We start from the raw sequence: 21,089 nt of genomic DNA on the forward strand, positions 1-21,089 counted from the left end.
TCATCAGGCGCCCGCCTTCATGACGCTCATCAGCATGTCCGCCTGCGAGCGGCTCCGCATGGCGGCAAGACCTGCTGCGGCAATGGCATCGCGCTCGTCGGCATCTGCGATCAGCTTGTAGCAGCGCTCGATCATGTCGTCATAGGGCTCGATTGCCAAGCCGCCGATGAAGGGCTGGAGGTCCGGATCGCGGATGTCGCCTTCCGTCAGCACGCAGACGCGATTGGCGAGCAGATAGGAAATGCGCACGATCTCGAAGACGCCGCTCGCATAATGATGGATGTTGATCACGATCTTGGAGCGCGCAATCGCCGCATCGCGTTCCGCACCATAGATGTTGAAGAGATGCGCGACCTTGAGCCCGCCGTCCTTCAGCGTCTTCAGAATATGGTGGCGGCGTTCGTTCATCGAGCCGTAGAAGAGCACGTCGATATCTTTGACGGCGGCGTGACTTATCTGGCTAAGGCAGCGGCTATAGCCGATTTCGAGCACGCCGGCGTGATCGATGCCCTTGGCGGCGAGATTTTGCCGGTTGCGCGGGCTGTAGTCGAGAACCGGAAGTGACTTCAGGATCGAGGTGTAACGCGAATTGATCCAACTGCTTTCTTCGGACACCTGCTCGAGATTGATGACGACGCTGTCCTTCGGCAGATGGCTGACGACTTCGGGCGCGAGAAGGTTGCCGCCGTAGATGATCGGTGCACGGCCGGCGAATGCGTTCATGTCGCGGGTAATCGGCGCCGAGCCGCCGAGTTCCTCGAAGGCGCCCTGCAGGCCGAGCGCGACTTCGTCGAAGGCGTGGCTGTGATTGTAGTTTTCCGGCGTCACGATCCAGATGCAATGACGGTCCTTGTGTGCCTGCCATCCGCCGGCAAAGGGCTGCAACAGGTTGCCGAGCGGCTGCTCGATTTTCGGCGCGGCCGGTATAGCGGGCCTTTCCGTCCTTACCGGCTGCTGCGGCACCGGAGAGGCGCCGGAAGCCTGCGCAGCATAGGCGCGCGTCAATTCGCGGCCGCCAATAAACTGGCCGCGCGGCATCCAGGCGGGCGGATCATCGGCCCCCCAGATCAGATGCGGCTGCTTGATGAGCGGCTGGCGGCCTTGCTGCCACGCGGTCAGGAGAGCATCTTCACGGCTCCGCAGAAAGGCTTCCTTGGCGGCGAAGAGGCCATGCAGCATCCGGCCGAGGCGGACACCGAACTTCCATTCGAAATCGGCAAGGGTCGGCACGAAGGCGGCGATCTTCAATCCGGAGGCGATAGCCTGCTGAACATAAAGGCCGAGCAGACGCTCAATCACGAAGGGGCGCATCTTCGCGTTGGCATCGCGTGAGTAGTGAGCCGTACCGGAATAGGCGTTGCCCGCCGCCGTGCCGGCGCGCGCCTGGTTTTCCAGCGATTCGAGAATGCGTTCGCAAAAGGCGAAATAGCCGGACCAGAATTTCCGGTTGCCGCAGAAATAGTTGCAGAACAGGAAGGCAATCTTGTCCTGCGGCGGCGCGATCGGATAGCCGAGCTCCTGGAGATGCAGGAAGATCGGCTCCATGCCGGGATGACCGCCAAGCAGCGAATGTTCCCAGACGTTGCTGTAGATCGCCGCGTGGCCGATCAGCGGATTGTAAAGATAGGCGTCCGCACCTTCCTCCCTGGCCTTTTCCGCTTCCGTGACGAAGGACGGGAAGCTCGTCACCGACTTCATCTCGAATTTGCTCGAAAGCAGCCCCCAGAACACGTCGTCGCCGAGACCGATCGCCTCATGATGCTGATGCAGCGTGAGAAAGAGTTCGTATTCGCGGGTCGTCGCCTGCGTATTGAACGAGATGTCCAACGGCATGGCCGCCGCGTCGAGCTGGCTGCGTTGCGAAGCATCGAGGTAAGGCTGATAGATAATGACGGATCCCGTGCCGGCCGCTTTCTCCGTGAGAAGCGCCAGATCAGGAAGACCGGCCGGCAAAGAAGAAATGGGCTGATTGATCGTCAAGGCGTCGTCCTTCGCGCATGGCTACCGTTTTCGTGATTCACGAAACGGCATTCGGGCTGGTTCTGGTGTCGACTATTGGACGTGAAGCTTGCGCCACACTGTTGGGCAGGAATTTCGCTGGTCAGCCTGGGAACAGGTTAAGCCGTGATGTTCGCGCCAGGCCAATTGCGTGCTAGTGCCCAACTTTGGACGGCGTCATGAAAAACGAAAAGATCTATGTAACGAAGCCCAGCCTGCCGCCGCTCGAAGAATTCATTCCTTCGCTGGAAGCTATCTGGAACAATCGCATCCTGACCAATGGCGGGCCTTTCCACGAGCAACTGGAGCAGGAGCTCTGCAGCCATCTCGGCGTGAAGCACATCAGCCTGTTTTCGAACGCCACCGTTGCGTTGCTGACGGCGCTTCAGGCCCTCCGCGTCACCGGCGAAGTCATCACCACGCCTTATTCCTTCGTGGCCACTTCGCATTCGCTTCTCTGGAACGGCTTAAAGCCCGTCTTCGTCGACATCGATCCGGTGACGCTCAATCTCGATCCAGCGAAGATCGAGGCAGCGATCACGCAGCAGACGACGGCGATCATGCCGGTGCATTGCTACGGCCACCCTTGCGACGTCGATGCGATCCAGAAGATCGCCGATCTCTACAATCTCAAGGTCATCTATGATGCCGCCCATGCCTTCGGCGTGGAAGACGAACGGGGAAGCGTTCTCAATCACGGCGACCTCTCTATCCTCAGTTTCCATGCGACGAAGGTTTTCAACACATTCGAGGGCGGGGCCATCATCTGCCCTGATGTCAAGACGAAGACCCGCATCGACCAGCTGAAGAATTTCGGTTACGTCGATGAAGTGACCGTGGTGGCGCCAGGCACGAACGGCAAGATGAGCGAATTCAACGCTGCGCTCGGCCTGTTGCAGCTGAAATACATCAACTTCGTACTCGAAAAGCGTGAGATCATCGATGCTGCATACCGTGAGCGGCTCCGCGGCGTTGCGGGCATAGAATGTCTGGACCGTTCCGGCGAGACGGTTTCCAATTTCTCTTATTTCCCGATCCTCGTACGCCCTGGCTATCCCATTTCACGCGATGGGCTCTATGAGCTTCTGAAGGAAAACGGCATTCATCCGCGCCGTTATTTCTATCCGCTGATCTCAAGCTTTTCGATGTACCGCAGCCTGCCTTCCGCGCAGCCCGCGAATCTGCCGGTCGCAACCGAAGCCGCACAACAGGTGCTCTGCCTTCCCATCTATCCCGATATGGAAATGGAGATCGTCGACAAGGTCTGCGCGATCATTGCTTCTTAGGGATGGATGAAATGAAACTGGCTATTATGCAGCCGTATTTCTTTCCTTACATTGGCTACTTTCAGCTGATCAGTGCGGTCGATAAATTCATCGTCTACGACAATATCAAATACACGAAAAAAGGCTGGATTAACCGAAACCGCATGTTGCGTGACGGCCGGGACGCCACATTCTCTCTGCCGCTGAAGGCCGCGCCGGATAGTTTAGACGTGTGCGAACGCAGCCTGTCGCCAGACTTCGACCGCAACAAGCTGCTGAATCAAATTCAAGGCGCTTATCGACGTGCGCCATTTTTTTCCCGTGCTTTCCCGGTGATCGAGCAGGCGATAGGCTTCCCGGACGACAATCTTTTTTTCTATATTTTCAACTCAATCAGAGAAATTTGCGGCTACCTTGGCATTAGGACGGACTTCGCCGTTTCCTCTGAAATAGCGATAAATCACGATCTCAAGGCCCAGGAAAAGGTTTTGGCACTTTGCGAAACAGCGGGCGCGGAGGTCTATGTGAATGCAATAGGGGGGATGGAACTTTACTCTCAAGACGCGTTTGCTGCGCGCGGTATAGAGCTGAAATTCATCAAGTCGAAGTGTGTGGAATATTCTCAGTTCGGCGCTGATTTCGTGCCCTGGCTGTCAATGGTGGATGTCATCATGTTCAATTCGGTGGAAGAGATTCAGGGGAATATGCTGGGTGCGTATGAGCTCATTCAACCTTAGATGCGGACAAGTGTTTCCTTTCGGCGGTCTGCCAAGAAGAAGATATCGGTGAAGCAATGTTCAAATGGAAGAAGTTAGGCAAGGTTTTTACACCGCAGGAGGTGACTGATCGTCCGTGGCTTAAGGAGTTTGCTCAAGCGCCCGCAACGCTGCTTTTCGACGATTTTGTGCGAATATACTTTTCCTGCCGCCCACCAGCAGATCAGGCCGGGCAATATGTCTCGCATTCTGCTTATGTTGACGTGGATAGGGCCGACTTGTTTAAGATCATACGGATCAGCGAACGCCCGGTCCTGGAATTGGGCGGTCTCGGCGAGTTCGATCAATTTGGTACTTATCCGATCTCCGTAGCGAGGGATGGCGATCTCATACGCGCTTACTATGCCGGCTGGACGCGATGCGAATCCGTGCCTTTCAACGTCGGTATAGGATTGGCCTTGAGCACGGACGAAGGCCGGACCTTCTCTAAGGCGGGCTGCGGACCCGTCGTGCCATACTCGCCGGATGAACCCTTCGTCCTGAGTGGTCCCAAGATTCGGCGTTTTAACGACCGGTGGTATCTGTTCTATATCTCTGGTTCGAAGTGGATCATGGCCGATGGGCGTGCGGAGCCTGTGTACAAAATCCGTCTAGCCACCTCTGAAGATGGCGTGCACTGGACGAAGGCGAACAGAGATTTGATCGAATCTGTCGTCGAGGCCGATGAGGCACAGGCGAGCCCCGATGTGATCTTTGCCGGGGGACGCTACCACATGTTCTTCTGCTATCGCCACAGCACGAACTATCGCGGCAAGGAAAAAGGATACCGGATCGGCTACGCCTCGAGCAACGATCTGGTCAACTGGCAACGTGACGATAGCAAAGCGGGGCTGACAGTGTCCGACACAGGGTGGGATGATGAGATGGTTAGCTACCCGCATGTCTTCGAGTTGGATGGCAAGACCTATATGGCCTATCTCGGCAATCAGGTCGGGCGCAACGGCTTCGGCCTTGCTGTTCTCGACGGAAAGCTCGGTGACGCATGACCAAGATGCGATGGAAGAAACTGGGCAAGATATTTGATCCCACGCAGCATCATCTGCCCGCAGGCTGTGTCGAGTTTGCGCAGTCGCCCCAGGCGCTCGTTTTCGATGACTTTATAAGAATCTACTTCTCAACGCGCGCAACTGACGTGAACGGCAAATATCTCAGCCATGTCGCTTTCGTCGATATGGATAAGACTCTCGAGCGGGCCATTCGCGTTTCCGACAGGCCGGTTATTGAACTCGGCAAACTCGGTTGCTTTGACGAGCATGGCATCTTCCCGATGAATGTGTTGCGACACGAAGGGAAGATCTACGGTTACACATGCGGCTGGAATCGAAGGGTTGCGGTCTCGGTCGATACCGCAATTGGGCTTGCCCTCAGTGACGACGACGGGATGACGTTCAAGAGGATCGGCGATGGGCCGGTTTTGTCGGCGTCTCTCAACGAGCCGTGCCTGGTCGGCGACGGCTTTGTGAAGTTCATCGATGGCATCTTTCACATGTGGTACATTTTCGGGACTGGGTGGAAAGAATACTCCCCGGGCGCGCCTCCGGATCGCACCTATAAAATTGGTCATGCGACCTCGCCAGACGGCATCAATTGGCAGAAGGAGGAAGGCAGGCAAATCATATCGGATCGGCTTGGTGCCGACGAGAGCCAAGCTCTGCCGACCGTCATCCGGATCGGTGATCGCTATCATATGTTCTTCTGCTATCGGCAATCGTCGGATTTTCGCACTAACAGGAAACGCGGCTATCAAATCGGCCACGCCTATTCCCACGATCTGATCAACTGGTCACGCGATGACCTTGAATTGGGGATTGAAGGAACGGACGGCGAATGGGATTCCGACATGTTGTGCTATCCACACGTCTTTGAGGCGGATGGGTCAATTTACATACTCTATAACGGAAACCAGTTTGGCCGGCATGGATTCGGCGCTGCAATATTGGAACGTGCTGCATGACGCCGGATTGGGGCCACAACCTCGCTTCGGCAAGCGACATCGCCTACCACTTGAATGAATGCGGAACCGTTTTCGCCGAGGGGCTTCGCGCACGCGTGGACATCGACGCTTATGCGTTAAAAATCCTGCTCAATGCCGAGCGCTTTGAGGCGTGGTCTGACGGTAGGTTGATCGGGCTTCTGGCCATATATTGCAACGATCCCCAACAGACATCGGCATTCATTACGAATCTAAGTGTGTTTGAAGAATGGCGCGGCAGGGGGATAGCGGGAGCGTTGCTTGAGCGGAGCATGGCTTTGGCCAGGCAGAAGAGGTTTGAAACGATACGCCTCGAGGTCGAGGCGAAAAACACGACCGCCGTCGCTGTCTATCGCAGATATGGGTTCGTGGTGCTGGATAGCGAACAGTCAATGCTGACGATGAAGCGAGATTTGGGGTAGAAGATGGCTGAGAAGAAGCGCGATTATAATAGTGAAATCAAGGATGCTAGTGATCATCGCTACGCATACAACTTCGATTTTGACGTCATGCATCATTATATGCTGAAGTCTTTCATGCCCTTTTTCCGCTCGGGAAGCCTGCTTGAACTCGGAAGTTTCCGGGGCGATTTCACGAAAAGGATTGTTCCCTATTTCGACGATATCACCTGTGTAGAAGCCTCCGATGAGGCAATAGCTGTCGCGCAGAACGAACTTGGCGACGGCCTGACATTTATCAATGACGTGTTCGAAGACGCGAAGCTTCCCAAGCGCTATGACAATGTCCTGCTGACTCATGTTCTCGAGCATTTGGACGATCCGGTAGGCGTGCTGAAGCGCATCAATGACGAATGGCTATCGGATGGGGGCAGGCTCTTCCTGGTATGCCCGAATGCGAATGCCCCGTCCCGCCAGATCGCTGTCAAAATGGGTTTGATAAGCCATAATTCCGCAATCACGAAAGCGGAAGCGGAGCATGGTCACCGCATCACATATTCACTGGATACCCTGGAGCGCGATGCAAGATTGGCTGGATTGAACGTTGTGCATCGGTCCGGCGTTTTCTTCAAAGCTCTGGCAAATTTCCAGTGGGATCGCTTACTTCAGACGGACATCATTTCCAGTGAATATCTGGAGGGTTGCTATCAGCTGGGGCAAGTCTATCCGGATCTTTGCGCCAGCATCTTTCTCATGTGTGAAGCCGGCCGAGCGCAATAGGCTGCGCTTTACCCGAACTCAACTTCTGAATTCCAAGGATGTCCGATGCCGCGCGTATCGATCTGTATTCCCGCATACAAGGCCGACTATTTCGAACTGTGCCTGCGAAGCGCGTTAGCTCAAAGCTTCACCGATGTCGAAATTCTGGTGTCGGATGATTGTCCGACTGATGAAATTCAAGCGATCTGCAGGAACTACGACGGGTTTGTCCAATACAGCCGCAATCCGAATCCCGGTCCCGAAAGCAATGTGCGCAGACTGGTAGAAATTGCGAGCGGCGAATACATCAAATTCTTATTTGATGACGACGTGCTACACCCTTTCTGCATACAGTTCCTGCTAGAGGCGCTAGAGTCGACAAAGGAAAGAAACACGCGCCTTTCGTTTTCTCCTCGTTATTTGATTGACGGGAAAAATCACACTACCGGCTTCATCAACCACTTCAACGCTTCCGGAGATAGCCTCAAGATCGTTTCTGGCGACGACTTCTTGCGGTTGACGGCTCTCAACCACGTCAATTTGGTTGGAGAGTACACAACGGCTTTATTTCGGAAGGAGGACGCATTCGATAGCAATGGTCAATTCCGATTGTATAAGATGGAAGGCGATCTCTTTCCTGGCTTGATTGATTTGTCAGCCTGGGTGGAACTGGCGCAGCTCGGCGATTTCGTCATTCATCCTACACCGCTTTCCTATTTCAGGCGCCATGAGAACGCCACCTCGAACCCGCAGGTCAACTGGAAGTTCATCTATGCAATCACTTACTATGAGGACGTGCTAAATTTTGCGTTTGAAAAAGGCTATTTGCCGGCAAGCGACCTGCCTACCTCATATCGCAACCTGCTGAATATCTACCGGTACTGGCAGAATTCGTTCCCTCAGCTTGGAGCAAGAATTGCACAAATCGAAGAAGCGCTGATGTAAAGAAAGTAGCGCGCCCTCGGGCATTCGCAACTCCGCATTCCACGAGCATCGGGCCGGTGCGGTGGACGCTCTGCGCCACGCTGCCCCTTGGCGGCATTCCCTACCGCGAAAACTGAATGATCTCGCCGCTATACTGCGTGCGCGTGGTTTCGCGAAAACCGAGTTTGGCTGCGACCCTGAGCGAAGCCTGGTTCTCCGGGTTGATGATGCAGCGCATCGGCTTCCCCGGGAAATAGCGCTCCGCCCAGCCGATCAGCGCGGTCAGCGCCTCGGTGGCATAACCGCGGCCATGCGCTGTGGGCATCAGCGCCCAGCCGAGTTCCATCGTTCCCTCGATCGACGGTTCCATCTCGCGGCGCGATTCCATGAATCCCGCTTCGCCGATGAACCGGCCGCTCGCCTTTTCCTCGATTGCGAGAAAGCCGAAGCCCATATGATGCCACATGCCGGCAATCCGCAGCATGCGGCTCCAGCTCTGCTCGCGCGTCGAGGGGATGCCGCTGATGAAGCGAACCACATGCTCGTCCGCCCAGAGTCCCGCATGTGCCTCGAAATCGTCGAGGCGGTGAGGGCGGAGCGTCAGCCGCTCGGTTTCGAGAGTTGGAATGTCGGTCATATCGGGTCCTTCAGGCGCCGGGCTCGCCGTCCCAATAGTCGAGATCGCTTTCCGGCCGGCCGATATGGCGGAAGCGTTGAGGTTTGCTATCGCCCCTGTTGGTCTTGGCGAGAAACTTTCCGGAATCGGGGTATTCGACGATCTCGGTCTTCGCCATCGTCGAGATGCCGAGATAGACGAGCGGAGCCGTGCCTGTGTTGATGATCTGGTGCGCCGTCTCCGGCCCGCCGGACGGGGCGCCGAGCACGTCTCCCGCCCCGATCGGATGGCGCTCGTCGCCGAAGCGGTATTCGCCGGTGCCCGATATCACGTAGAAAAGCTCGTCTTCGACATGATGATTGTGGAAGGGGCAGCCGGATTTGCCCGGCGGCACCTCGTTGTAGCTGACGCCGAGGCCGGTCAGGCCGAGAAGGGTGCCGAACGAAGTGTCGAGGCTTTCATAGAGCGCGCCCTGTTGCCAGTGGTCGAGCTTGAGATCGGCGATATTGATCACCGCCTTCGATTCCCTGGCCATGATGTCCTCCTGTTGCAGGAAGAGAAACCATCATCGCCTGTGAAAATTCAATGGTTTTCTGGAAAATCGCCGACATAAGCGGAGAAAGGCATAGGCGGAGAAAAGCATGGGCGGAGAGGAGACCGCCGCCCATGCTTTGAGCGCCGCGCACCGAAAGGGACGCGATGCGCTGAAGCGTCAGCGGACGTAGAAGGTCAGGCTTCCGTCGGCTGCCTGTTCGGCATTGACGATGTTGCGGACGTCGACGCCCTCGTTGTTGAGCCGATGGGCCAGCGACCTGTTGGCGTCGATCGAGGCCTGGATGGCATGAACGGCCTGGCCGGAACGTTCCGGCGCCGAGCGCGGCCCGGTGCTCTCGTCGTCGAGATTGCGCCAGTTATGGACCTGCTCGACGTTGAAATCACTGCCGTGGAAGGTCCGGAGTGTCTGCTCGATGCCCTGGGCAGTATTCATCCCGAGGCTTTCGGCCCGGCTGACGCCGGCAAATGCGAGGGAGGAGAGGGCTGCAGCGAGGGTGATAGTGACAACGCGGTTCATGATTATATCCTTTCATCTGCTTTGACGGTCGGCTGTCGTTGCAGGGGATCGTCTGTCACGACATGGAATTGGCGTTCTTCTCCGCGCGATTCAATAGGTTAAGTCACTGAAAACCCATTAAGAATTGTTCATGAAATCCGCCTTCGAATTGCCGTTTTCCAGGCATGCGGAAAAACTGGTTCGAAAGGCCTGCCGAGCGGTGCGGTCGTGGCGCGGCTATCCCCTTGCGGATATTTCCTCTTTGGTGCTGCGGCATCGGGCGAAAGTGCTTGCCATTCTGGTGAAGGCATGTTTTGACCGCGGGCTGCCGAGTGGAAAACGCCCCACAAAACGAAGGTGAACCATGCCGAGAGAGACCGCTCCCCATATTTTGATCGTTGAGGCCCGCTTCTACGACGACATGGCCGACGCCCTGCTCGAAGGCGCGACCTTCGCATTGGAACAGGCCGGCGCCACCTTCGAGGTCGTCACCGTTCCCGGCGCACTGGAAATTCCGGCGGCGATTGCCATGTCGCTCGATGGAGACGACAATGGCGGAACGCATTATGATGGCTATGTCGCCCTTGGCATGGTCATTCGCGGCGAGACCTATCACTTCGATATCGTGTCGAACGAATCCTCGCGCGCATTGATGGATCTTGCGGTCAGCGAGTCGCTTGCCATCGGCAACGGCATTCTGACCGTCGAAAATGACGAACAGGCATGGGCGCGTGCGCGCCGCTCGGACAAGGACAAGGGCGGATTTGCCGCCCGCGCGGCTCTGACGATGATCGAGCTGAAGCAGAAACTGGGTGCATAAAGAATGAACGACGACAAGACGGAACGGCCGGTCAAGACTGCAAACCAGCGGGGCGCTGCCCGTCTTGCTGCCGTTCAGGCACTTTATCAGATGGATGTCGGCGGCACCGGCGTTTTGGAAATCGTCGCCGAATACGAGGCGCACCGTCTTGGCCAGGAACTCGACGGCGCGACCTATCTGAAGGCCGATGCCGGCTGGTTCCGTTCGATCGTTTCCGGCGTCGTGCGCGATCAGACCCGTCTCGATCCGCTGATTGCCGCAGCCCTGCAGGATGATTGGGCCTTGTCGCGCCTCGACAGTACCGTGCGCGCCATTCTGCGCGCCGGCGTCTTCGAGATCACCGACCGCAAGGACGTGCCCGTGGCGGTCATCGTTACCGAATATGTCGAGATCGCCCAGGCCTTCTTCGACGACGACGAGCCGAAGCTCGTCAATGCGGTGCTCGACCGCATTGCCAAGCAGGTTCGCGGCGAGACGAAGAAGTAAGTCTTTAGCCGCCAAACAATCTCCCTAAGTCTTTCTTCGCACTGCAACGGTTTTCGCCGGTTGCGGTCTTGACGCCACGTGATCGACCACGCAATCTCCGCACCGCTTAGCTGTGGCATTTCTGTGGAGAGGAAGGCGATTCGGCGGCGTATCTGCCGGAGGAGGAGTGATCTCCGGCCTATGGGAGGAAAGAGCGAAATGACGATTCTTTTATGCGTAATCGCATGCGGTCTGCTCTCGGTGGTCTATGCCGCCTGGGCAACCCGGTCGGTGCTTGCCGCCGATCAGGGCAATAGCCGCATGCAGGAGATCGCGGGCTATATCCGCGAAGGCGCCCAAGCCTATCTGACGCGCCAGTACAGAACCATTGCCCTCGTTGGCGTCGTTGTTTTCATCGCAGCCTGGCTGCTTCTTTCCGCCACGGCCGCCATCGGCTTTCTGATAGGTGCCGTGCTTTCCGGGGCTGCCGGTTTCATCGGCATGCACGTCTCCGTCCGCGCCAATGTGCGCACCGCCCAGGCGGCTTCCGCCAGCCTCTCCGCCGGTCTCGACATCGCCTTCAAGTCTGGTGCGATCACCGGCATGCTGGTGGCCGGCCTCGCCCTGCTCGGCGTCTCCATCTACTATACCATTTTGACCTTTGGCCTTGGCCATGAGAGCGGTTCGCGCGAAGTCATCGATGCGCTGGTGTCGCTCGGCTTCGGCGCTTCGCTGATCTCGATCTTCGCCCGTCTTGGTGGCGGCATCTTCACCAAGGGCGCCGATGTCGGCGGCGACCTCGTCGGCAAGGTGGAAGCCGGCATTCCCGAGGACGATCCGCGCAATCCGGCAACGATTGCCGATAACGTCGGCGACAATGTCGGCGACTGCGCCGGCATGGCCGCCGACCTCTTCGAGACCTATGCGGTCTCCGTCGTCGCCACCATGGTTCTCGCTGCTATCTTCTTTGCCGGCGCACCGATCCTCCAGTCCGCGATGATCTATCCGCTGGCGATCTGCGGCGCCTGCATCATCACCTCGATCATCGGCACCTTCTTCGTCAAGCTCGGCTCGAACGGCTCGATCATGGGCGCTCTCTACAAGGGGCTCATCGTCACCGGCCTGCTGTCGATCGTCGGTCTCGGCGCCGCCACCTCGCTGACGGTTGGCTGGGGCTCGCTCGGCACCGTCGCCGGCGCCGACGTGACCGGCACGAACCTCTTCGTCTGCGGCCTTGTCGGCCTCGTCGTCACCGCGCTGATCGTCGTCATCACCGAATACTACACCGGCACCGGCAAGCGTCCGGTCGTGTCGATCGCCCAGTCGTCGGTGACCGGTCACGGCACCAACGTCATCCAGGGCCTGGCGGTCTCGCTGGAATCGACCGCCCTGCCGGCCATCGTCATCGTCGGCGGCATTCTTGCCACCTATCAGCTCGGCGGCCTGTTCGGCACCGGCATCGCGGTCACCGCCATGCTCGGCCTTGCCGGCATGATCGTCGCTCTCGACGCCTTCGGCCCGGTCACCGACAATGCCGGCGGCATCGCCGAAATGTCGCATCTGCCGCCTGAGGTGCGCAAGTCGACCGACGCGCTCGACGCCGTCGGCAACACCACCAAGGCTGTCACCAAGGGCTACGCGATCGGCTCGGCCGGTCTCGGCGCGCTGGTGCTCTTTGCCGCCTACGCCAACGACCTGAGGTATTTCGCGGCCCATGGCGACCAATATCCCTATTTCGCCAATATCGGCGAAATCTCGTTCGAATTGTCGAACCCCTATGTCGTCGCCGGCCTGCTGTTCGGCGGCCTGATCCCCTATCTCTTCGGCGGCATCGCCATGACGGCCGTCGGCCGCGCCGCCGGCTCGATCGTTGAAGAGGTGCGCCGTCAGTTCAAGGAGAAGCCGGGCATCATGCAGGGCACGGACAAGCCGGACTACGGCAAGGCCGTCGACCTTCTGACCAAGGCCGCCATCCGCGAAATGCTGGTGCCGTCGCTGCTGCCGGTGCTGGCCCCGATCGTCGTTTATTTCGGCGTGCTGCTCATCTCCGGCTCCAAGGCCTCGGCCTTCGCCGCGCTTGGCGCATCGCTGCTCGGCGTCATCATCAACGGTCTCTTCGTCGCCATCTCGATGACATCGGGCGGCGGCGCCTGGGATAATGCCAAGAAGAGCTTCGAGGACGGCTTCGTCGACAAGGACGGCGTGCGTCACATGAAGGGTTCGGATGCGCACAAGGCTTCCGTCACCGGCGATACCGTCGGCGATCCCTACAAGGATACCGCCGGCCCTGCCGTCAACCCGGCGATCAAGATCACCAACATCGTCGCGTTGCTGCTGCTCGCCGTTCTCGCCGGTTGATACATCCAGGCACAGCGGTTCGCCGCGGTGCCATACCCTGACCAATAAAAAACCCGCCGGAAGGCGGGTTTTTTATTGGAGGTCTCTAACGCATCGGGCCGATGCGTAGATTCAAAGAGTGACAGCGTCCTTTGCGCGTCTCGGATGGCGCGCGGCGCTGCAGCCGATCAGCGCAGGCTGCTCGGATTCTGCGGTGTGCCGCCGGCGCCGCCGCCGAACAGGCTGCGGGCAGCACTTGCAGCGCTGCCGCCGGATAGCATCTGCTGCAGGAAGGTGAGTTCCTTGCCGCCGGTCGGCGTGACGCGTCCGATCGTGTCGAACACCTTGCCGTCCTGCAGCGCATAATTGGCGCGGCGGCTGACGACGCCGTCCTTGTCGAAATAGACCGCCAGAACGCTCTGGTCGACGACCTTCAGCTTCTGGAAGGCGACCGCACGCGTGCGCCGCTGCGAGATGTAATAAAAGACTTCGCCGTCGAAGGTCGCGGTCGTCGACGGGGTGCCGAGCGAAAGCAGCACCTGCTCGCGACTGGATCCCTCAGGAACGAGGTTCAGCGATTGCTGATCGGCGACGTATCCGCCATTGAGCACGGTGCTGGTCTGGCAACCGGAAAGAGCTGTGGTGGAGGCGATTATAAAGGCAATGGCCGCACTGCTGAAGAATTTCACGTCAGACTTGAAATACCGTTTCTTCAACGACATCTACTCCCTTGAGTGTCGATAGCAGCCATTTGGGGCCTTGCACGCTTTACCTCCTGCAAAACCATTGTGGCCATTCCGGGTCGAATATCCCGAATTCGCTTCGCTGACGCATCGAGGGCGTCGTCCCGAAACTGGCCACGATCAGCATTGCAATTCGCGCCTGCTTCGGTAAACCAGCTTTCGAAATCATGCAACAAGGCCAGAGGCCAGCCGGCGTGAAGAATGAGGCATTTCCGGAAAAAACAATGATCTTCGGGCTGTTCCGTAGGAAAAACAACAATCAGGCAATCGTCGACAGGCAATATGCGCTGCTGACGGCGGCCGCGCGCATGCCGGAGATCTATGAGCGGCTCAATGTGCCGGATACGGTCATGGGCCGTTTCGAGATGCTGTCGATCGCCATGATTCTGTTTTTCCGCCGCACGCGCAGCTCCGCCGTGAGCGGCCAGGAGATCGCCCAGGAGATTGTCGACGCCTTCTTCCAGGATATCGACTATTCGATCCGCGAACTCGGCATTGGCGATAACAGCGTGCCGAAGCGCATGAAGAAGCTCGCCGGCATGTTTTACGGCCGGCTCGAAGCCTATTCGAAGGCGATGGACACGGGTGATACCGAAGCGCTGGCCCTGGCGCTCACGCGCAATATCTATCCGGAAAGCCCGGCGCCGGCCGATATGTCCGGCCTCGCAAGCTGGATGATCGCCGCGGAATCGCATCTGTCGGCTCTCGCCGAAGAGGAGATCGCCACCGGTTCGGCAACGCTCCCGCCAGTTGCTTAAGGAGGAAATCATGAAGAGCCATCGGGACGATGTTCCCTTCTCCTATCACGTCAAGGTCGGCCATATCTCGGCCAATCCCGTCGAGGTTCATGTCGAGGCCGACGCCAGCGAATTGAAGGCGCTTGCCGAGAGCTGGAACGTCGTCTCCGTCGACGATCTCAGCGCCGATCTGCAGATTGCCCGCTGGAAGCGCGACGGCGTGCGCATCAAGGGCCGCGTGAAGGCGAAAATCGTCCAGTCCTGCGTCGTGACGCTGGAGCCGGTCGAATCCGCCATCGACGAGAGCTTCGAGCAGATCTTCGTGCCTGAAGGTTCCAAGCTTGCCCGTCAGGCCGGCAATGATGCCGGCGAGATGCTGCTCGATCCCGACGGTCCCGATCTGCCCGAAACCTTTGTCGGCGATACGATCGATGCCGGCGAGGTGGTTGTCGAATTCGCCGCTCTTGCGATCGATCCCTATCCGCGCAAGGGGGGCATCGAATTCGCAGGCCATATCGAGGATAGCGGCGAGGACGACAAAAAGCCCTCGGCTTTCGCTGCCCTCAAGGATTGGAAAAAGGACTGAAGCGCCTCTGGCATTTGACATAATTCAGTTGTAAGCGACGCCAAAACCGGTATTTTGGCCGAAATTTCGCCCTCGGCGAAAAGAAGGATCAGGGACGCGTGATCAGAATATCTCTCGACCTCATGGGTGGCGACTTTGGTCCCCAGGTTGTCATCCCAGGCGCCGCCAAGGCGCTGGACCGGCATCCGGATATTTTCTTCGTTTTCTACGGTCTCAAGGAACAGTGCGATCCGGTTCTCGCAAAATTTCCGAAACTCAAGGAAAAATCGCTTTTTCACGATTGCGAGCTTGCCGTCAGCATGGGTGAGAAGCCGAGCCAGGCGCTGCGCCGCGGCCGTTATATCTCCACCATGTGGCGCTCGATCGAGGCGGTGAAGACCGGGGAGGCCGATGTCGCGGTCTCGGCCGGCAATACCGGGGCGCTGATGGCGATGGCGAAGTTCTGTCTGCGCACCATGGCCAATATCGAGCGCCCGGCGATCGCGGCGATCTGGCCGACGCTGAAGGGTGAGAGCATCGTGCTCGATGTCGGCGCGACGATCGGCGCCGATGCGCAGCAGTTGATGGATTTCGCCCTGATGGGCGGCGCCATGGCGCGGGCGCTGTTCGAGGTCGAGCGTCCGACGATCGGCCTTCTGAATGTCGGCGTCGAGGAGATGAAAGGCCAGGAAGAGGTCAAGGAGGCCGGCCGGCTGCTGCGCGAGGCGAACATCGATTCGCTCGAATATTCCGGCTTCGTCGAGGGCAACGACCTTGGCAAGGGCACGGTCGACGTCGTCGTCACCGAAGGGTTCTCAGGCAATATCGCTTTGAAGACCGCCGAAGGCACCGCCAAGCAGATCGCCGAATATCTGCGTGCCGCCATGTCGCGCACGCTGCTTGCCCGCATCGGCTACCTCTTTGCAAAAAGCGCCTTCGACCTGCTTCGCGAGAAGCTCGATCCGAGCAAGGTCAATGGTGGCGTGTTTCTCGGCCTGAACGGCATTGTCATCAAGAGCCATGGCGGGGCGAATGCCGAAGGCATCGCAGCGGCCATCGAAGTCGGCTATGATATGGCCAAGAACGGCCTCAATCAGAAAATAGAAAACGATCTTAAGAAATATCATGCCAAGCGGCTGCCCCCGATGGGCCCGGAAGCTGCATGAGCAATGGGGTTCAATCGAATATGATCCGTTCAGTGGTTCGCGGGTTCGGAGCCGCACTTCCGAAGCGCGTGATGACCAATGGTGACATGGAGGCGATCGTCGACACGTCGGACGAATGGATCGTCCAGCGCACCGGCATCCGCCAGCGTTATGTCGCCGGTGATGACGAGACGACGGCCTCGCTGGGGGAGGCCGCCGCGCGTGCCGCCCTTGCCAATGGCGGACTGACGCCCGCCGATATCGATATGATCATCTGCGCCACATCGACGCCGGATAACACCTTTCCGGCAACCTCGGTCAATATCCAGAACCGCCTCGGCATGAGCCACGGCTTCGCCTTCGACGTTCAGGCCGTCTGCACCGGTTTCGTCTATGCGGTCACGACGGCGGATGCCTATATCCGCGGCGGGCTTGCCAAGCGCGTTCTCGTCATCGGCGCTGAAACCTTTTCACGCATTCTCGACTGGAACGACCGCACCACCTGCGTGCTGTTCGGTGACGGCGCCGGCGCGATCGTGCTCGAAGCGGCCGAAGGCGAGGGCACCGTTGCCGATCGCGGCGTGCTGACCGCGCATCTGCGTTCCGATGGCTCGCACAAGGAAAAGCTCTATGTCGATGGCGGACCGTCGACGACGGGCACCGTCGGCAAGCTGCGCATGGAAGGCCGCGAGGTCTTCAAATACGCCGTCGGCATGATTACCGATGTCATTCAGGCTGCCTTCGATTCCACAGGCACCACCGCCGAGGACCTCGACTGGCTGGTGCCGCATCAGGCCAATCGGCGCATCATCGACGGCTCGGCCAAGAAGCTGAACATCGATGCGGCGAAGGTCGTCGTCACCGTGGATCTGCACGGCAATACCTCGGCGGCCTCGATCCCGCTCGCGCTCGCGACCGCTGCCGGCGACGGCCGCATCAAGAAGGGCGACCTGGTGATGCTCGAAGCGATGGGCGGCGGTTTCACCTGGGGCGCCGTTCTGCTGCGCTGGTAACCACGAATCCAAAAAAAACTGACGGCGAACAAGAGCTTGACCGTAAGGCGCAAGACAAATACTCTTTGCGCGATTTCACAAAATATTTGTAATGGGCGGGGAAACCATGACCGGAAAAACAGTGACGCGAGCAGACCTGGCGGAATCCGTTTTCCGAAAGGTCGGGCTTTCCCGGACCGAATCTGCGGAACTTGTGGAAACCGTCATCGACGAAGTTTGCAACGCCATCGTGCGCGGTGAAACCGTCAAGCTGTCCTCCTTCGCCACTTTCCAGGTGCGCGACAAGAACGAGCGGATCGGCCGCAATCCGAAGACTGGCGAAGAGGTTCCGATTTCTCCCCGCCGGGTCATGACTTTCAAGGCGTCGAACGTGCTGAAGACGCGCATCCTCAAGGCGCATGTGTCTCGCAAGGTCAAGCTGAAGCCGCAGAATCCGGCCTCCTGATCATCGGCTTGCCGTTTCTGAACGGCTTTTTTCCCTTCGCACTGTCCTGCGTTGTGCGCAACGTCGAGACATGACTTGAATTGTCGGCGCCAAACCGTTGAAATATGATGAGTCGCCGTAAGATCGAGCCGCGAGGTCGCGTAGCAGTATGACGTTGGACAAGAGCCCCGATGCCTTTCGCACCATTAGCGAAGTCGCAGACGATCTTGATCTGCCGCAGCATGTGCTGCGCTTCTGGGAGACGCGTTTCCCGCAGATAAAGCCGATGAAGCGCGGCGGCGGCCGTCGCTACTACCGGCCCGAGGATGTGGATCTCCTCAAGGGTATCCGGCATTTGCTCTATGATCACGGCTATACGATCAAGGGTGTGCAGAAGCTTCTGAAAACCAACGGCAACAAGTTCGTCATCTCGGTTGGCCACGGCGATCTCGCCAGCGTCGAGGCGCTTGCATCGGGCGTTCAGGAGACGAGTGCCGGGGAACCACGCGTCGGCATGGCCGACGAAGATCAGATTGTCGGCCGCGCCAAGCCGCCGATTACCCGCCGCTTCTTCAATTTTGTGGCTGGCGAGGACGAACAGGAAGTCTCGATCGGCAAGTCGAGCGTCGGCAAGGAAGACAGGGCATTGCTGCAGGAGGCGCTCTACGACCTGCTGGAATGCAAGCGTCTGCTCGATCAGGTGCGCTGACCGGAACTCTTATGGTTGTCCCGGAACCGCGGCACGCTTCCGGCAACGGGCATCAGGCTTCGGTAAGCCGCTTCATCGTCTGTTCGAGTTCGCTGAGCTGGAAGGGTTTTTGCAGCACGGGCAATGTGCTTGGGCTGCTGCCGGCAGGAGGCGCGCCATATCCCGTCGCGTAGACATAGGGTTTGCCGCGTTCGTCGAGCAGTTTTGCAACCGGCAGCGAGCTCTGCCCTGCAAGCGAGACGTCGAGAATCGCAGCGTCGAATTCCGTGTCCCTGGCGGCGGCCAGCGCCCGTTCCAGATCGGGCGCGCTGGCGCAAACCCGGTAGCCGAGATCGGCGAGCATGTCCTCGAGCAGCATGGCAATCAGCGCGTCGTCTTCGACGATGAATATGTCTTTCATGTTCCCGTCCACCCATTTCCCCTTGCCGGGCATGCGGATTTATGTGGACTCCTGGCACGGCTCGTCAAGACGTCGTGCCCGGCAGTGCGAGAAACAGCATATTGCCGGGTGAAATTCGATGTGTAAAAGCTGAGATGCCGTCTGCGCAACGGCGACTGCATAATTCTTAAATCGGATTCGATTTTAGGATAAAACTATGCAGTGATTCAAAGTGTTACGGCGTTCTTTGCAGGTCTGAAAAGACGCGATGCCGTAAGGAGGGGTCTGGAATGGATTTGCTGAGCGCCACGGATTGGCTGCGTCATAGGCCGGGTTATACATATCCGCTGGCCGTTGCCTTCGTGGGCCTGACGTTTCTTCTGAGGCTTGCCGTCAGCGACTATCTCTCCGGCTTTCCCTTCCTGAGCTTCCTTCCGGCGATATTGCTGGCGAGTTTCATAGGCGGCGCGGGGCCGGGCTTCGTCGCAGCGATACTGGCCGCTTTCATCGTCCAGCAGTTTTTCGTCGAGCCGCAAGATATCTTCTGGCCGGTCAGCGCCGGCCAATGGGTTGGGCTTTCAACCTATCTCATCAATGCGGTGATCATCATCGGCCTGATGGAAATGATCATCATCGCGCATGGTCGGCAGAGCCGCCTCCGCGAGGAGCTTAACAGTTTCAACACCCGCCTTGAACAGACGGTGGTCCAGCGTACCGCCGAACTCAGGCACGAGATGGAAGAGAATGCTTCCGCGCAGGCGCAGGTGCGTCAGTTGCAGAAGATGGAGACGATCGGCCAGCTCACGGGCGGCGTCGCTCATGATTTCAACAATATGCTGGCGATCATCATCGGCAATCTCGATCTCGCCCAGCGGCGGATGACCGGACAGGAGGATCCCCGCCTGCTGAACTCCATCCAGAATGCCAAAGACGGCGCCCAGAGGGCCGCGGTCCTGACCGCCCGTCTTCTCGCTTTTTCGCGTCAGCAGCCGCTCGCCCCTGAAGTGATCGACCTCAACAAGCTGGTCGGCGGCATGTCGGAACTGCTGCGGCGTACACTCGGCGAGCAGATCCGGATCGAGACAGTGCTGGCCGGCGGCCTCTGGCCGAGCTTTGCCGATTTGAGCCAGCTTGAGAACGCCATCCTGAACCTTGCCGTCAACGCCCGCGACGCCATGCCTGGCGGCGGCAATCTCACCGTCGAGACCGCCAATACTGAACTCGACGAGCGATATTCCCGCATGCATTCGGAGGTCGAAGCCGGCCAATATGTGATGATCAGCATGACCGACACCGGCACCGGCATGTCGCCCGACGTGATCGAGCGGGCATTCGACCCGTTCTACACGACCAAGGGACCCGGCAAGGGCACCGGTCTCGGCCTCAGCCAGGTTTACGGCTACATCAAGCAGAGCGGCGGCCACATCAAGATCTATTCGGAGATCGACAGGGGCACGACGGTGAAGATCTATCTGCCCCGTCATGTCGGCGCGACGGACGCCAGGCTGAGTGCCTCAGGCGCCAAGCCCATCCCTCAGGGCAGCGTCAACGATACGATCCTGGTAGTGGAGGATGATGAGAACGTCCGCATCATGACCGCCGAAAGCCTGCATGAACTCGGTTACACCGTGTTGCAGGCGGCAAGCGGCATGGAGGCTCTTCTCGTTCTGGAAGAAAATCGGGAGGTCGACCTGATCTTCACCGATATCGTCATGCCGCAAATGAGCGGGCGCCAGCTTGCCGATATCGTCCAGGAAAAATGGCCGGCGATCCGGATCCTCTACACCACCGGCTATACCCGCAATGCCATCGTCCATAACGGGGTGCTCGATCACGGCGTCTCCCTGCTTGCCAAGCCCTTTAGCCTGGAGCAGCTCGCCCACAAGATCCGCGAACTTCTGAATGTGCCGGCGAGAATGGAAGACGAGAGGACGTGAAGCCGCTCCTTTAACCGGGCCATCCTGTGCCAGGCGGCCGCACGTCCACTGTTTCT

General features: G+C 58.6%; 24 protein-coding genes. 18 read left to right on the forward strand and 6 right to left on the reverse strand.

Annotated elements, in window-relative coordinates:
• Nucleotides 1-3: 3 nt before the first annotated feature.
• Nucleotides 4-1,980 carry a hypothetical protein gene (locus tag BBJ66_RS23815; RefSeq protein WP_071090326.1) on the reverse strand — a complete coding sequence of 659 codons (1,977 nt, stop codon included), beginning with the start codon at nt 1,978-1,980 and terminating at the stop codon, nt 4-6.
• Nucleotides 1,981-2,177: 197 nt separating this feature from the next.
• On the opposite strand from BBJ66_RS23815, the gene BBJ66_RS23820 reads away from it, so the two are divergent.
• From BBJ66_RS23820 to BBJ66_RS23850, 7 genes are read left to right on the forward strand one after another with little or no spacing between them, the layout of a single operon-like run.
• Entirely contained in the window at nt 2,178-3,284 is a 1,107-nt protein-coding gene (locus BBJ66_RS23820; RefSeq protein WP_071090330.1) for a DegT/DnrJ/EryC1/StrS family aminotransferase, read from the forward strand.
• Between the two features lie 11 nt (nt 3,285-3,295).
• Nucleotides 3,296-4,000, forward strand: coding sequence for a WbqC family protein (locus BBJ66_RS23825; protein WP_071090333.1), 705 nt, complete (start codon nt 3,296-3,298; stop codon nt 3,998-4,000).
• A 56-nt stretch (nt 4,001-4,056) separates the two neighbouring features.
• On the forward strand, nt 4,057-5,025 hold the full coding sequence (locus BBJ66_RS23830; RefSeq protein ID WP_071090336.1) for an exo-alpha-sialidase: 969 nt from the start codon (nt 4,057-4,059) through the stop codon (nt 5,023-5,025).
• The gene (locus BBJ66_RS23835) at nt 5,022-5,993 is read left to right on the forward strand and encodes a hypothetical protein (protein WP_071090339.1); all 972 of its coding nucleotides are present in this window, start codon (nt 5,022-5,024) and stop codon (nt 5,991-5,993) included. The genes BBJ66_RS23830 and BBJ66_RS23835 overlap by 4 nt, the downstream gene beginning before the upstream one ends.
• On the forward strand, nt 5,990-6,433 hold the full coding sequence (locus BBJ66_RS23840) for a GNAT family N-acetyltransferase (protein ID WP_071090342.1): 444 nt from the start codon (nt 5,990-5,992) through the stop codon (nt 6,431-6,433). The genes BBJ66_RS23835 and BBJ66_RS23840 overlap by 4 nt, the downstream gene beginning before the upstream one ends.
• A 3-nt stretch (nt 6,434-6,436) precedes the next feature.
• Nucleotides 6,437-7,189 carry a class I SAM-dependent methyltransferase gene (locus BBJ66_RS23845; RefSeq protein ID WP_071090345.1) on the forward strand — a complete coding sequence of 251 codons (753 nt, stop codon included), beginning with the start codon at nt 6,437-6,439 and terminating at the stop codon, nt 7,187-7,189.
• Between the two features lie 45 nt (nt 7,190-7,234).
• Nucleotides 7,235-8,113: a glycosyltransferase family 2 protein gene (locus BBJ66_RS23850; RefSeq protein ID WP_071090348.1), complete on the forward strand. Its 879-nt coding sequence runs from the start codon at nt 7,235-7,237 to the stop codon at nt 8,111-8,113.
• A gap of 100 nt (nt 8,114-8,213) precedes the next feature.
• Here BBJ66_RS23850 and BBJ66_RS23855 read toward each other — a convergent pair whose 3' ends face one another.
• The 3 genes from BBJ66_RS23855 to BBJ66_RS23865 form a co-directional block, all read right to left on the reverse strand.
• Complete coding sequence (locus BBJ66_RS23855) at nt 8,214-8,729, reverse strand: GNAT family N-acetyltransferase (protein WP_071090351.1); 516 nt, start codon at nt 8,727-8,729, stop codon at nt 8,214-8,216.
• 10 nt (nt 8,730-8,739) lie between these two features.
• Nucleotides 8,740-9,243 (reverse strand): cupin domain-containing protein, encoded by a 504-nt coding sequence (locus BBJ66_RS23860; RefSeq protein ID WP_071090354.1) that lies wholly within the window; start codon nt 9,241-9,243, stop codon nt 8,740-8,742.
• Nucleotides 9,244-9,420: 177 nt separating this feature from the next.
• The gene (locus BBJ66_RS23865; RefSeq protein WP_071090357.1) at nt 9,421-9,780 is read right to left on the reverse strand and encodes a hypothetical protein; all 360 of its coding nucleotides are present in this window, start codon (nt 9,778-9,780) and stop codon (nt 9,421-9,423) included.
• Between the two features lie 130 nt (nt 9,781-9,910).
• Here BBJ66_RS23865 and BBJ66_RS34635 point away from each other — a divergent pair, with 130 nt between their 5' ends.
• The 4 genes from BBJ66_RS34635 to BBJ66_RS23880 all read left to right on the forward strand — a co-directional run bounded on the left by BBJ66_RS34635 (nt 9,911) and on the right by BBJ66_RS23880 (nt 13,402).
• Nucleotides 9,911-10,120: a hypothetical protein gene (locus tag BBJ66_RS34635; protein ID WP_128146107.1), complete on the forward strand. Its 210-nt coding sequence runs from the start codon at nt 9,911-9,913 to the stop codon at nt 10,118-10,120.
• A 3-nt stretch (nt 10,121-10,123) separates the two neighbouring features.
• Nucleotides 10,124-10,579: a 6,7-dimethyl-8-ribityllumazine synthase gene (gene ribH / locus BBJ66_RS23870; RefSeq protein ID WP_003574043.1), complete on the forward strand. Its 456-nt coding sequence runs from the start codon at nt 10,124-10,126 to the stop codon at nt 10,577-10,579.
• 3 nt (nt 10,580-10,582) lie between these two features.
• Nucleotides 10,583-11,065 (forward strand): transcription antitermination factor NusB, encoded by a 483-nt coding sequence (gene nusB, locus BBJ66_RS23875; protein ID WP_003587419.1) that lies wholly within the window; start codon nt 10,583-10,585, stop codon nt 11,063-11,065.
• Between the two features lie 198 nt (nt 11,066-11,263).
• Nucleotides 11,264-13,402 (forward strand): sodium-translocating pyrophosphatase, encoded by a 2,139-nt coding sequence (locus BBJ66_RS23880; RefSeq protein ID WP_049733997.1) that lies wholly within the window; start codon nt 11,264-11,266, stop codon nt 13,400-13,402.
• A 167-nt stretch (nt 13,403-13,569) separates the two neighbouring features.
• Here the strand turns inward: BBJ66_RS23880 and BBJ66_RS23885 are convergent, their stop codons facing one another.
• Nucleotides 13,570-14,103: an outer membrane protein assembly factor BamE gene (locus BBJ66_RS23885; protein ID WP_007626276.1), complete on the reverse strand. Its 534-nt coding sequence runs from the start codon at nt 14,101-14,103 to the stop codon at nt 13,570-13,572.
• Nucleotides 14,104-14,291: 188 nt separating this feature from the next.
• Between BBJ66_RS23885 and BBJ66_RS23890 the strand changes: the two genes are divergently transcribed.
• The 6 genes from BBJ66_RS23890 (at nt 14,292) to BBJ66_RS23915 (ending at nt 18,717) form a co-directional block, all read left to right on the forward strand.
• Nucleotides 14,292-14,882, forward strand: a complete 591-nt coding sequence (locus tag BBJ66_RS23890; RefSeq protein WP_082336853.1) for a ubiquinol-cytochrome C chaperone family protein — start codon at nt 14,292-14,294, stop codon at nt 14,880-14,882.
• Nucleotides 14,883-14,892: 10 nt separating this feature from the next.
• Nucleotides 14,893-15,447, forward strand: a complete 555-nt coding sequence (locus tag BBJ66_RS23895; RefSeq protein ID WP_071090360.1) for a YceD family protein — start codon at nt 14,893-14,895, stop codon at nt 15,445-15,447.
• A 98-nt stretch (nt 15,448-15,545) separates the two neighbouring features.
• On the forward strand, nt 15,546-16,592 hold the full coding sequence (gene plsX, locus BBJ66_RS23900; protein WP_049734000.1) for a phosphate acyltransferase PlsX: 1,047 nt from the start codon (nt 15,546-15,548) through the stop codon (nt 16,590-16,592).
• Nucleotides 16,593-16,612: 20 nt separating this feature from the next.
• Nucleotides 16,613-17,584: a beta-ketoacyl-ACP synthase III gene (locus tag BBJ66_RS23905; protein ID WP_049734143.1), complete on the forward strand. Its 972-nt coding sequence runs from the start codon at nt 16,613-16,615 to the stop codon at nt 17,582-17,584.
• Nucleotides 17,585-17,690: 106 nt separating this feature from the next.
• On the forward strand, nt 17,691-18,029 hold the full coding sequence (locus tag BBJ66_RS23910; RefSeq protein WP_003574027.1) for an integration host factor subunit alpha: 339 nt from the start codon (nt 17,691-17,693) through the stop codon (nt 18,027-18,029).
• Nucleotides 18,030-18,177: 148 nt separating this feature from the next.
• Complete coding sequence (locus tag BBJ66_RS23915; RefSeq protein WP_049734001.1) at nt 18,178-18,717, forward strand: MerR family transcriptional regulator; 540 nt, start codon at nt 18,178-18,180, stop codon at nt 18,715-18,717.
• A gap of 52 nt (nt 18,718-18,769) precedes the next feature.
• On the opposite strand, the gene BBJ66_RS23920 is transcribed toward BBJ66_RS23915, so the two are convergent.
• Entirely contained in the window at nt 18,770-19,117 is a 348-nt protein-coding gene (locus BBJ66_RS23920) for a response regulator (RefSeq protein ID WP_049734002.1), read from the reverse strand.
• Nucleotides 19,118-19,386: 269 nt separating this feature from the next.
• Here BBJ66_RS23920 and BBJ66_RS23925 point away from each other — a divergent pair, with 269 nt between their 5' ends.
• Nucleotides 19,387-21,033, forward strand: a complete 1,647-nt coding sequence (locus BBJ66_RS23925; RefSeq protein WP_071090363.1) for an ATP-binding protein — start codon at nt 19,387-19,389, stop codon at nt 21,031-21,033.
• Nucleotides 21,034-21,089 lie beyond the last annotated feature (56 nt).

This window comes from Rhizobium sp. RSm-3 (genome assembly GCF_001854685.1).
Taxonomy (GTDB): Bacteria; Pseudomonadota; Alphaproteobacteria; order Rhizobiales; family Rhizobiaceae; genus Rhizobium; species Rhizobium ecuadorense.